The organism is Psychroserpens luteus (genome assembly GCF_015319355.1).
GTDB classification, from domain to species: domain Bacteria; phylum Bacteroidota; class Bacteroidia; order Flavobacteriales; family Flavobacteriaceae; genus Psychroserpens; species Psychroserpens luteus.
The window spans coordinates 195,326-207,731 of record NZ_JADILU010000003.1 but is presented as its reverse complement, the minus strand read 5'-3'; the positions used below and the strand labels follow the sequence as shown (position 1 = coordinate 207,731).

Sequence of the window (12,406 nt, the reverse complement as noted above, 5' to 3'; positions counted from 1 at the left end):
TTGATTATTTACGATAAACTACTGTAACTATGTTAATATTTTGTTTAAACATATACTTTTAATGTTAAACATTTTGTAACTTTGATTGACTAAGAATACTAATATTGATACTAGATACAACATATAAAAATAAAGAACACAAAATTATCATATCAGATTTGATAGGTAAACCATACTCATTTATGGAATCATTAAGAATGGGTGGTGTTGGGTCTAAACGCATGATTATAGAGAATTTGAGTCCGAATTTACAGCAACATTTAAACAAAATTTCAGATATTAATTACGCTAATATAGAAATGAGACCTAGTGGAATTTTAATTTATATCAATAAAGGTCTAAAAAACTATACTTGGATAATACCTTTTTACCATCTAGTCATTTATAAAACCAATGGAATTAGTATTCATGCTCAAGGAAAATTTGTTAATTTTAAAAATTGTAAAATGTTTAAAAAAAATAAGACATTTATGTCTCGTTTAATGGATGCAAAGGTGAAATTTGATGAACGTTATAGTTTTCAATTTTAATCTGTATGGAATTAGATATATTTACGACTAATAGAATTATAGAAATGGCATGGGAAGATAGAACCACATTTGAAGCTATAAAATTTCAGTTTGGTTTAAAAGAACAAGATGTCATTGAATTAATGCGTAGAGAAATGAAACTTAAAAGTTTTAAAATGTGGCGCAAACGTGTACAAGGTAGAAAGACAAAACACGAAAAACTAAGGGTATTTCAAGAAGGACGTTTTAAATGTTCTAGACAAAAACAAATTACACATAACTCAATTTCTAAACGATGATTTTTTGATAGTCAACAAATTGAATTTTAGAAATTACACAACTATATTAATAACGAAGATATGGACTTAATAAAAAAAGCCTCAGAATTTGAGAAGCGAAAAATGAAATCGCTATCAACTAGCGATCGCGTAAAAATTTCTCGCGAAGCTAAATCCTTAATACTAGAATTAAATAAAGTATATAAGGAAAAGAAAGATGAAAAAATCATGGATACGATGAAACGTATCACTGCAATAAAGCGCAAAGTTGAAAAACGCCTAAAAGGTGCGCCTTTAACTGCATAACAATAAAATAATTTTTAAGATTAGAGCGTAATAGCAAGCTAATATAGCTATACTATTACGCTCTATTTGTAACTAAATCAATCAGAAATGAAAACGTATATCGTCATAGGTGGCAGTAAAGGTATTGGAAATGCTATTGTAAAAACCTTACTAGAAAGTAATAAGGTTATCAATTTAAGTAGAACAAAACCAGAACACGTTCACGCTAATCTGACGCACTACGATTGTGATATTTTAACTGATGATCTGCCAGATATTGAAAATGCAGACGGTTTAGTCTATTGCCCAGGAAGCATCAATTTAAAACCTATTAAGCGATTAAGCTTAGAAGATTTTAGAGAAGATTATGAAATCAATGTTATTGGCGCAGTCAAATCGATTCAAAAATATCTTAACATTTTAAAAAACGGTAAAGACCCATCAATTTTATTATTTAGTACAGTAGCTGCAAAATTAGGAATGCCTTTTCACGCAAGCATCGCAGCTGCAAAATCTGGAGTTGAAGGTTTAGTAAAATCTTTAGGCGCAGAATTAGCAACTACGCTAAGAATAAATGCAATTGCACCAACAGTCACAAATACAGAATTAGCTTCTAAATTACTTCGGAATGACAAAATGATTGAAAACATTACAGAGCGTCATCCCATGAAAAAGTTCTTAGAACCTAAAGATGTAGCTGGTATGGCTGAGTTTTTATTATCTGAAAAAGCAGGTTCAATTTCTGGACAAGTATTTGAAATGGACTGCGGAATTGTAAGTTTTAAGATATAACATGAACCCTATTAAGATTTTTATGGCAACACTATTCTCAAAATCAAGTTCTTCGGAAACATCTGACTATTCGTCTATTTACGATATAGAAATCAATGGTCTCAATGGTAAACCGTTATCGCTTTCAGAATTAAAAGGAAAACATATCTTATTTGTGAATGTCGCTTCAAAATGCGGATTTACACCTCAATATAAAGAATTACAAAAGCTTAATGATGCCTATAAAGATACCCTTGCTGTAATTGGTGTGCCTTGTAATCAATTTGGAAATCAAGAACCAGGAACTTCTAAGGATATTGAATCGTTTTGTGAAATTAATTATGGTGTTACATTTCCTATTACAGAAAAAATAGATGTCAAAGGTTCTAAACAACATAAATTATACCAATGGCTTACTCAAAAAAACAAGAATGGTATTAAAAATTCTAAAGTAAAATGGAATTTCCAAAAATATCTAGTTGGACCAAAAGGAGAACTTGTTGATTATTACTATTCCATAACATCTCCAACGAGTTCAAAAATCACTAAACATTTAAAATAAAAACTATGTTCGGTTTATTCAAAAAGACAAGTGAGGTAGATAAGCTTCAGAAAAAATATGAGAAACTCATGAAAGAGTGGCATTCTTTATCTGCGACTAACAGAGGAGAAAGCGATAAAAAATATGCCGAAGCTCAGAAGATTCAAGATGAAATTGAAAAACTTCAAAGTAAGTCATCATGAAGTTGTTAAAACCATTCATAATTTTCTTAATCATCAACTTTGGTGCATTAGGCATTGGAAGCTTATTCATGGCTGCTGGTCCAAAAAGCGAGTGGTATTTACAACTTAATAAAGCACCTTGGACACCAGATGGTTGGGTTTTTGGAGCTGCTTGGATAACTATAATGGTTTGCTTTTCTGCGTATATGGTTTTCTTATATACTAAAAGAATGACTAATAAAGTGGCAATATTATTTGTTGCCCAATTTATATTAAATGTAAGTTGGAATTTTTTGTTTTTTAATAATAAACTAATAGATATTGCATTAGTAAACATCATACTATTGACCATGATTATTTGTGCATTTCTCATGACCTATCTTAAAGACTTAAAATGGAAATCACTACTAATTCTTCCCTATTTTATTTGGTTATGCATCGCTACATCTCTAAATCTCTACATTTCATTATATAATTAATATCAGTACATGAAAATTTACAGACTTCATAAAAAACAAAATCTGCCAATTTCAATAGATACAGCTTGGAACTTTTTATCAGATCCTACAAACTTAAAAATCATCACACCAGATTATATGGGTTTCAATATTCTATCTGGAGCAGATCGACCTATGTTTGCTGGACAAATCATACAATACATTGTAACTCCTGTTTTGGGTATAAAAACCAAATGGGTCACAGAGATTACTCATGTTGACAACAAACATTATTTTGTAGATGAACAACGTTTTGGACCTTATGCACTCTGGCATCATAAACATTTTATCAAAAAAATTGATGGAGGTGTAGAAATGGAAGACATCATCGATTATAAAGTTCCCTTCGGAATATTAGGACAACTCGTTCACCCAATTATAGTGAAACCAAAATTGGAAGAAATTTTTAATTATCGTACAACAAAACTGGAAGAATTATTCGGTAAATACTAACTCATAATTATGAAGCAATCACTAAATATTTTCTGGTTTAGACGTGATTTACGTTTAGATGATAATGTTGGATTTTACGAAGCTCTAAAAAGCGATCGAACTGTGTTGCCTATTTTTATTTTTGATTCTGAAATATTAGAAAAATTACCAGAAAGTGATTCAAGAGTTACTTTTATCTACGATACACTTCAAAAAATGCGTTCAACGCTTCAAGATGAACAAGATAGCAGTATCGCAATGTATCATGAAAAACCAATTGAGATCTATAAGCAATTGATTAAAGAATATGATATTAAGGAAGTCTATACCAATCACGATTATGAACCTTATGCAAAAGAGCGTGATGACGAAATCAAAACCTTTTTAGCAGATCATGATATTGAATTCAAAACCTTTAAAGATCAAGTTATTTTTGAAAAGGATGAAGTGGTAAAAAGTGATGGAACACCATACAGAGTTTACACACCTTATATGAAGGTTTGGAAATCACAGTTTAAAAATCAGGACTTTAAAATCTATTACACCAACGACTATCTGGATAATTTAGTAAAGCACTCACGCTTACCAAATTTAAGTCTCTCAGATATTGGCTTCAAGAGATCAAATCAAGACATTGTAGACTATACGGTTACTCCTACTCTAATTCAAGATTACGAAAAAACGAGAAATTTCCCTGCTAAGGACTCTACATCAAGATTAGGTCCTCATTTACGTTTTGGAACTGTAAGTGTTCGTAAAATGGTCAAAAAAGCCATTGCAGAGAAAAATGAAATCTTTTGGCAAGAACTTATTTGGAGAGAGTTTTTTATGCAGATTTTGTGGCATTTTCCACATACTGCTAAAGATTCATTCAAATCAAAATACGACAGAATAGAATGGCGTAATAATGAAGACGAATTCAAATTATGGTGTGAAGGTCAAACAGGATATCCACTAGTTGATGCTGGAATGCGACAATTAAACGAAACAGGTTTTATGCACAATCGTGTACGCATGCTTGTTGGTAGTTTTTTATGCAAGCACTTATTAATAGATTGGCGTTGGGGAGAAGCATACTTTGCAGAAAAACTTCATGATTACGACATGTCAAGTAATGTTGGTAACTGGCAATGGGTTGCAGGTTCTGGTGTTGATGCATCACCTTATTTTAGGATTTTTAACCCAACAACTCAAATTCAGAAATTTGACAAAGATTTGAAATATATCCAAAAATGGGTTCCAGAATTTCAAGAACTCACTTACGCACAACCCATGGTTGATCATAAAGAAGCTCGAGAACGTTGCTTAAAGATTTACAAAGAGGCAGTTAGTTAAGATTATTGTGCTTTTTAAACTTTTGTCTTTCATTTTAGTTAATTTTAAAGGATAATCCTAAAAATCAAATAGAATGAATACTAAAGAAGTTGCTCAAAAATGGGCTCAATTATGCAGAGAAGGTAAAAACTTAGACTGTATCAACGAATTATATGCCGAAAACGTAGTGAGTAAAGAAATGCCTGGAATGCCCGGAGAAATAGTTTCTGGAAAACAAAACGTTTGGAATAAAAATAAAGAATGGTTAGATAATGTTGTAGAATTTCATGGAGGAGATATAGGAGAACCTACAATAGCAGACAATCACTTTACAAGCAAAATGACCTTTGATGTTACTTTTAAAGATCGTGGCAGACAACAAATGGAAGAACTAGCAGTATTTGGAGTAAAAGATGGTAAAATTTCGAGTGAGCAGTTTTTTTACAATATGGGATAATTACGTTTTATGAAATTTCTAATTTTATTCCTTCCTATAAGTTTTACAATTATTTCTAAAAAAAAGGAATAAAGCTATCTAACAAAGAAACTAATGAAATACTTTTTTGACTCAGAAGTTGATGGTCTATCAAGAGAAACATCACATCTTAATTTTATTAAATCTATGAATTCTGATTTTTATTATGATTGTATGGATGAATTTTCACCTTTTGGAAATGATGATGGCGCAGATTTATTATATAACCTTGAAGACTGGTATAGAGAAAATAAACTCATCAGAAATATTCTTAAATGGATGTTCAACCAAATTGACGAGATGGGATTTGAATTTAAAAGTAAAAGTTGTGCACAACTACTGGATTTAAAAGTTATTAATGAAATTCAAGAAAAAGATGAATACTTGATATTATCAATGGACAATTCAATAATAGCAACTGGTTTTGGACAAATTAAAATTACTGGAAAAATTGATCCTAAATTAAAGGCAGTGACTTTAAAAGCATTGGATAGACAACTATTAATTAACAAAGGAGACGAAGACTCTAAAGATTATGTAAGTAGAATTGAAAAAATGAAAACAGATTTATCGAACTTTTAATAAAAAATAGGTCTTAAAACATGATGATAAACAAGACTTCAAAATCAATAATAATCAAATCGAATTAATTATTTATCAGTGAAATAGATACATTTTAAATTCTGAAGGAAAAGGCATTTCATAGCATAAAAAAACCTCGATTTATCGAGGTTTTTCTTATAATTTCAAATTTCCGAAGAAAATTAATTCCCTTCTACACGAGTGATTTTCGCACCAATAGCACGTAAACGCTCGTCTATATTTTCGTAACCTCTATCTATTTGTTCGATATTATGAATGGTTGATGTTCCTTTAGCAGATAACGCTGCAATCAATAATGAAACACCTGCTCTAATATCTGGAGAGGTCATTGTCGTTCCTTTTAAAGTAGATTTAAAATCATGACCAATAACGGTTGCTCTGTGTGGATCACAAAGAATAATCTTTGCTCCCATATCAATCAATTTATCTACGAAGAATAAACGACTTTCAAACATTTTTTGGTGTACAACTGCACTTCCTCTTGCTTGAGTTAAAACAGTAAGAATGATACTTATCAAATCTGGTGTAAATCCAGGCCATGGCGCATCAGACACTGTTAAAATAGAACCGTCAATATAATTTGATACTTCATAGCCATCTGTATGTGCTGGAATATGAATATCATCACCTCGACGTTCTACCGTAATTCCTATTTTTCTAAATACGTTTGGTATTTGACCTAAATCATCCCAACTCACATTAGTAATCGTCAATTCACTTTTTGTCATTGCAGCAAGACCAATCCAACTTCCAATTTCAATCATATCTGGAAGCATTCTATGATCTGTACCACCTAATGTATCAACACCTTCTATGATTAACATGTTAGAACCTACTCCACTTATCTTTGCCCCCATGCGATTAAGCATTTTGCAAAGTTGTTGTAAATAAGGTTCGCAAGCTGCGTTGTAAATTGTGGTTGTACCTTCTGCTAAAACTGCAGCCATAACAATGTTTGCAGTACCTGTTACAGAAGCCTCATCAAGAAGCATGTATGTTCCTTTGAGTTTATCTGCTTCTACACCGTAAAATAAATCTTCTTTATTATATCTAAACTTAGCGCCTAAATTGATGAATCCTTCAAAGTGTGTATCTAAACGACGACGACCTATCTTGTCTCCTCCTGGTTTAGGGATGTATCCTTTACCAAAGCGAGCTAACAAAGGACCAACAATCATGATAGATCCTCTTAATCCTTTTCCGTCTTCTTTGAACTCTGCAGACTCTAGATATTTTAAATTAACATCATCTGCTTTGAATGTATAAGATCCTTTACCAACGTTTTCAATTTTAACGCCTAACTTTTTGAGTAGAGCGATTAATTTATTGACGTCAATAATATCAGGTATATTATCTATTCTAATTTCTTCGGCAGTCAATAGAACTGCACATAATATTTGTAAAGCTTCGTTTTTAGCGCCTTGAGGTTGAATTTTCCCTTTTAATTGGTGACCTCCTTCAATTATAAATGTTGACATGAAATGTGATTAATAGCGTTTTCTGTTTCGGTTGGAATTAGTGTTTTTCTTGTGATGCGCTTTCTTACTACTCGTATTAGTATTGGTATTAGAGTATTTCTTTTTATTACGCATCAACGTTGTAGAATCTGTAAGATCCTCTTCACTTTCTTTTAAATCAATCTTACCATCAGATAATTCAAATAAATGATTGTAAATCACGTAATCTTCTACAGTGTCTTTATTCCAATTAAGGAAACACTTTTTCATGTGATTAGCAATCGTATACTTCAAAGCCTCTTTAAGATCTCCTTCTTCCCATGTATTAGCCACATCAATCATCGTCTTGATATTGTTTCCGTAGAAACGATATTTAGGAAAATTTTGAGGATATTTTAATGGTTCTGGTCTTTCGTTTAATTCTTCTTTTGTAGTTGTTGGATATGGAGAATCTACATCTAATTCAAAATCTGCAATTATAAACAGTTGATCCCAAAGTTTATGCTGAAAATCTGGCACATCACGTAAGTGTGGTTGCATATTTCCCATCACATTTATGATGGATTTTGCTACTTTATTACGTTCTTCTTTTGTTGGCAATGCTTTAGCGTAATTAACCATTTTTTGAAGATGTCTTCCATACTCAGGAATAATCAAATGTTCACGCTCTGTGTTGTATTCTATATCGTCTATCAAAATATAAGTTTGTGTAGTATTTGTGTGTCATGCATGAAGTACTTCTGCATGTGTGCAAAATACAAAAAAATACTTATCTCAGGTTCTTTTTTACAAAGAAATAACACCTTCTACTTGATCTGCAACTTCTTTATACTTAGTAATAACTGCATCTGGATCTTTCATTTGTAAATTAATAGAGATACTGGTGTATTTACCTTTTCCAGATTCTTTAGTACTTATGACTGCTCCTAAATTATCAAACAAATCTTCTATTTTCTTGATTTTAGTTGCTTCAGATGGCACTATAAACTTATATAGATATTCTGATGGCCAAGTTGCAGTTTCTTGCAATTGCACTCTTAATTTATTGTAAAATTCTTCTGTTTTTTTTGGTGTACTCATAGCTTTTTTTTCTTCGGAAGTAAAGATACATTTTACTTTTTATTTTACATTCTACTTTTTGTAGCTTTTTACTACGGAAATGTGATACAATTCACCTGATCCATTTCATATAAAATGAGTACCAAAAATTAGACCATTTAATAGATATGTCATGCATAAAGATTAGAATAGCAATAATTCTAAAACATCAGAAACAAAATTTCAAACTAAAACTAAAGCATAAAAAAGCGACCTGAAATTCAGATCGCTTTTTGTGATTTTTAATATTTCCGAAGAAATTATAGTTGGAAATTTAGTTATCAATAATAGTCAACTCGTCTACAATATGTTTTGCGTTAGAGTATTTATCAATTAACCAAAGTACATATCTAATATCAACGTTAATGGTACGTTGTAAATCTGCATCAAAGATAACATCTCCTGCCATAGCTTCAATATTTCCATCAAAAGCTAAACCAATTAATTCTCCTTTTCCGTTAATTACAGGAGATCCAGAATTCCCTCCAGTAATATCATTATCTGTCAAGAAATTTACAGGCAATTGTCCGCGCTCATTTGCGTAACGACCATAATCTTTCTTCTCGTAGATATCTAACATGCTTTGATCTAAATCAAACTCAGGATCATTTGGCTTGTACTTTTTGATCATTCCTTGAAAGGTCGTGTAATTATTCTCATTAGCGTCGTTTCTTTTATCTGCTGGTAAAGCTCTCACTTTCCCGTAAGATAAACGTAATGTAGAATTCGCATCTGGATATTTAATTTTACTCAATCCTGACTCACGTAATCCTTTAACTAATAATCTAAATGATGCTTGAAAATCATTTTCTGGTTGTACTAAACTCTCAGGACTTTCTCTATACTTATCTAATAACTGTGTAGATAATTTTAATAAAGGATCACTGTTTAAAATAGCTTCATCAGGATATTGTAAATATGCTTCTACACCTTCTTGAGATGTGAACATACTCAACTCAAAAATAGCTTTAACATATGCTGTAAAATCGTTGTTGTTAGCCTGACCAACTTCTGCTACCAACTCTGGCAATGGATAATTAGATTTTGATGCTAATAAACCCAATTGCTTTGCAAAAACTTCTTCTTCTAATGGTAAGTAAAAATCTTTATAAGAATCTGCAATTGCTGCTTGTAATCTTGGTAACATATTTTTACGCTCTGCCTCATTAGCTCCTGTATATTGTTTTAAAGCAGATCCTAATCTATAAGGTAAAATAGAAAATTTACTAGAACGTAACATCCCTAATAAATAGTTACTTTGTTTAACTTTTTCATTAGTTAAAGCATAATAGCTATTGATGTTTTCAATCACATTTCCGTAGGCATCTTTATTCGCTTTTTTCTTAGCCCATTTTTGAAATTTATCTTCAGTTTTGGTCTTCTTCGCTACTGTTTTATGCTCAGTTAATGCAGTAATCATTCCTGCTCTGTTTTTCCAGTAGTTTGCAATACCTGCATAAGCAGATGCGTACATTAAACGTACTTCATCACTTTCATCCATGTACTTTTTCATGACATCCATACTTAATTTTGAGCCTTCAACCCAAGCAGGATATGCATATTTTACATTTTGCTCAACACCTTGAGCTGGCATCCAACGGTTTGTACGACCTGGATAACCTAAAATCATAGCAAAGTCATTTTCTTTTACACCATCAATATTAACAGGTAAATGATATTTTGCTTTTAAAGGCACGTTGTTAGTTGAGTATTCTGCTGGTTGACCATTCTCATTTGCATAGACTCTAAACAATGAAAAATCACCTGTATGTCTAGGCCATTCCCAGTTATCTGTGTCTCCACCATATTTACCAACATTCTCTGGAGGTGTTCCTACCAAACGAACATCGGTATAATCTTCATAAACAAAGTAGTAATACTCATTACCTTGATAAAACGGACGTACAGAAACGGTGTATTTTCCACCTTCATTATTTTCTTGCTCAATTTTAGCAATTTCTTTATTGATAATTGCTTCACGTTCTTTCTCGTTCATGTTATCATTTACGAGAGATAAAATACGCTTAGACACGTCATCCATTCTCACAAAAAAGCGAACGTATAAGCTTTCTGGCTTCAATTCTTCTGCCATAGAACCAGCCCAATATCCGTTTTTTAAGTGATTTTGTTCTGCTGTAGATAACTCTGCAATCGCACTGTAACCACAGTGATGGTTTGTTAATACCAATCCGCTATCTGAAACAATACTAGCAGTACAACCACCATTAAATTGCACAATAGCATCTTTTAAACTTTGATTGTTTATGCTGTAAATTTCTTCGGAGGTTAATTGTAAACCCATGGCTTGCATATCGCGATGATTCAAGCGTTCAATGTGCATCAAAAACCACATACCTTCATTTGCCATTGCTGACGACATTGCAAAAAGAAAGGCAAAAATTGTAAGAACTATTTTCTTCATATTATTTTGTTTTTTTAGAGCCATAAAAATAAGGCTTTTTATATTCTTTTTATGACTTCGGAAATGTTAAAACTAGATTATTTTACTGCTTGATTGAAAGTTTTGAAAGCTAGTTTGTTAGTGATTGAAAGTTTCTATTGAAGTAAAGCTGATTGTTTTTTTTTAAATAAATTTATTGACTTACATCAAATGATTTGACTTGAGACAACATTAGTTTTGCACTAGAAATATTAATAATAATTTAAAATGGTACTTACAGAATTAGATACATTAAAAATATTTGGCAACGACAGTCAAGAACGGGTAAAAAAAGCATTGAAACACCTTCAAAATGGAAATGGAATTATTTTAATGGATGATGAAGACAGAGAAAATGAAGGTGATTTAATATTCTCTGCTCAAAATATGACCAATACTAATATGGCACTTATGATTAGAAAATGTAGTGGTATTGTTTGTCTTTGTTTGACTAATGAAAAAGCAGACTTACTTGAATTGCCTTATATGGTAAAGGAAAACACAAGTAGTTTCCAAACACCTTTTACGATTTCTATAGAAGCAAAAGAAGGTGTAACTACAGGAGTTTCGGCTAAAGACAGATTGAAAACTATTCAAGTTGCTTGTAGTGATACTGCAACAAGCTACGATTTAGCAAGACCTGGTCATATCTTTCCTTTAAGAGCTAAAAACAATGGTGTTCTTGAAAGAAAAGGTCATACGGAAGGAAGTGTAGATTTAATGAAATTAGCAGACTTAAAACCAGAGGCAGTACTTTGCGAATTAATGAACGATGATGGGACAATGGCAAAAATTGACACTATTACAAAATTTGCAAATGAGCACAATTTGATCGTCCTATCAATACAGGATATTATTCATTATCGTAAATTTGTAAGAGACTATAAATAAATGGTAAATTATATTGAACTCACTAATTTCATAAAAAAGAATATTAATATTGAGGATGATGATTTAAAGATCGTGTTATCTTATTTTAAACCAATAAAAAAAAGTAAAAATGAAATTTTACTTTCAAATGGAAAAAACAGTCAGGTTAGTTATTTCGTGAAAAAAGGTTGTTTAAGACTATTTTACGTAGATGAGGAAGGAAAAGACATTACGCGTTATATTGCATTTGAGAATCAATTTGCTACTGAACTTGTTAGTTTTATAACGAATGAACCAGCACAAGAAACCATTCAGGTCATTGAAAATAGTGAACTTCTATACATCACTCACGATGACTTTAGACATCTTATGACAATTATCCCCAAATGGAAAGATTTTTATAGTATCTATCTAGAAAAGGCGTACGTGAATAGTTCAAAAAGATTAATATCATTTACAACTCTAGATGCATCAGAAAGATATAAACAATTATTTAAAATAAATCCAAATATTGTCAAACGTCTACCTAACAAAATAGTTGCTTCTTATATTAATATATCACAAGAAACTTTGAGTAGGATAAAATCAAAAATCTGATTTTGAAATGAGAAAGTTAGCTGACAATTATTCGAATTCATACTAAATTGTATAGTT

Annotated in this window: 17 protein-coding genes; 13 read left to right on the top strand and 4 right to left on the bottom strand. The window is 31.4% G+C overall.

The features are described from left to right. Positions 1-182: 182 nt before the first annotated feature. The 11 genes from IM744_RS07905 to IM744_RS07855 all read left to right on the top strand — a co-directional run bounded on the left by IM744_RS07905 (position 183) and on the right by IM744_RS07855 (position 5,866). Positions 183-530, top strand: a complete 348-nt coding sequence (locus tag IM744_RS07905; protein WP_317175388.1) for a hypothetical protein — start codon at positions 183-185, stop codon at positions 528-530. A 5-nt stretch (positions 531-535) separates the two neighbouring features. After that, the gene (locus tag IM744_RS07900) at positions 536-808 is read left to right on the top strand and encodes a TIGR03643 family protein (protein ID WP_194507584.1); all 273 of its coding nucleotides are present in this window, start codon (positions 536-538) and stop codon (positions 806-808) included. 60 nt (positions 809-868) lie between these two features. After that, positions 869-1,093 carry a hypothetical protein gene (locus IM744_RS07895; protein WP_194507583.1) on the top strand — a complete coding sequence of 75 codons (225 nt, stop codon included), beginning with the start codon at positions 869-871 and terminating at the stop codon, positions 1,091-1,093. An 87-nt stretch (positions 1,094-1,180) separates the two neighbouring features. After that, positions 1,181-1,864: an SDR family NAD(P)-dependent oxidoreductase gene (locus IM744_RS07890; protein ID WP_194507582.1), complete on the top strand. Its 684-nt coding sequence runs from the start codon at positions 1,181-1,183 to the stop codon at positions 1,862-1,864. A gap of 1 nt (position 1,865) precedes the next feature. Next, a complete protein-coding gene (locus IM744_RS07885) occupies positions 1,866-2,405 on the top strand; it encodes a glutathione peroxidase (RefSeq protein WP_194507581.1) in 540 nt (179 codons plus the stop codon). Positions 2,406-2,410: 5 nt separating this feature from the next. Further along, the gene (locus tag IM744_RS07880) at positions 2,411-2,587 is read left to right on the top strand and encodes a Lacal_2735 family protein (RefSeq protein ID WP_194507580.1); all 177 of its coding nucleotides are present in this window, start codon (positions 2,411-2,413) and stop codon (positions 2,585-2,587) included. Further along, positions 2,584-3,045 (top strand): TspO/MBR family protein, encoded by a 462-nt coding sequence (locus tag IM744_RS07875; protein WP_194507579.1) that lies wholly within the window; start codon positions 2,584-2,586, stop codon positions 3,043-3,045. The genes IM744_RS07880 and IM744_RS07875 overlap by 4 nt, the downstream gene beginning before the upstream one ends. A 9-nt stretch (positions 3,046-3,054) precedes the next feature. Next, positions 3,055-3,516 (top strand): SRPBCC family protein, encoded by a 462-nt coding sequence (locus IM744_RS07870; RefSeq protein WP_194507578.1) that lies wholly within the window; start codon positions 3,055-3,057, stop codon positions 3,514-3,516. A 9-nt stretch (positions 3,517-3,525) separates the two neighbouring features. Next, entirely contained in the window at positions 3,526-4,830 is a 1,305-nt protein-coding gene (locus IM744_RS07865; RefSeq protein WP_194507577.1) for a cryptochrome/photolyase family protein, read from the top strand. A gap of 73 nt (positions 4,831-4,903) precedes the next feature. After that, positions 4,904-5,266: a nuclear transport factor 2 family protein gene (locus tag IM744_RS07860; RefSeq protein WP_194507576.1), complete on the top strand. Its 363-nt coding sequence runs from the start codon at positions 4,904-4,906 to the stop codon at positions 5,264-5,266. A gap of 93 nt (positions 5,267-5,359) precedes the next feature. After that, positions 5,360-5,866, top strand: coding sequence for a hypothetical protein (locus IM744_RS07855; RefSeq protein WP_194507575.1), 507 nt, complete (start codon positions 5,360-5,362; stop codon positions 5,864-5,866). A gap of 182 nt (positions 5,867-6,048) precedes the next feature. Here IM744_RS07855 and murA read toward each other — a convergent pair whose 3' ends face one another. The 4 genes from murA to IM744_RS07835 form a co-directional block, all read right to left on the bottom strand. After that, a complete protein-coding gene (gene murA, locus IM744_RS07850) occupies positions 6,049-7,365 on the bottom strand; it encodes a UDP-N-acetylglucosamine 1-carboxyvinyltransferase (protein WP_194507574.1) in 1,317 nt (438 codons plus the stop codon). Between the two features lie 9 nt (positions 7,366-7,374). Continuing rightward, on the bottom strand, positions 7,375-8,040 hold the full coding sequence (locus IM744_RS07845; protein ID WP_194507573.1) for a DUF4290 domain-containing protein: 666 nt from the start codon (positions 8,038-8,040) through the stop codon (positions 7,375-7,377). A 90-nt stretch (positions 8,041-8,130) separates the two neighbouring features. Further along, positions 8,131-8,424, bottom strand: coding sequence for a DUF493 family protein (locus tag IM744_RS07840; protein ID WP_194507572.1), 294 nt, complete (start codon positions 8,422-8,424; stop codon positions 8,131-8,133). A gap of 292 nt (positions 8,425-8,716) precedes the next feature. After that, complete coding sequence (locus tag IM744_RS07835; protein WP_194507571.1) at positions 8,717-10,864, bottom strand: S46 family peptidase; 2,148 nt, start codon at positions 10,862-10,864, stop codon at positions 8,717-8,719. A 246-nt stretch (positions 10,865-11,110) separates the two neighbouring features. Here IM744_RS07835 and ribB point away from each other — a divergent pair, with 246 nt between their 5' ends. Together ribB and IM744_RS07825 are read left to right on the top strand one after the other, a co-directional pair. Next, positions 11,111-11,773 (top strand): 3,4-dihydroxy-2-butanone-4-phosphate synthase, encoded by a 663-nt coding sequence (gene ribB, locus IM744_RS07830; protein ID WP_194507570.1) that lies wholly within the window; start codon positions 11,111-11,113, stop codon positions 11,771-11,773. Then, positions 11,774-12,349, top strand: a complete 576-nt coding sequence (locus IM744_RS07825) for a Crp/Fnr family transcriptional regulator (protein WP_194507569.1) — start codon at positions 11,774-11,776, stop codon at positions 12,347-12,349. It abuts the gene before it with no gap. Positions 12,350-12,406 lie beyond the last annotated feature (57 nt).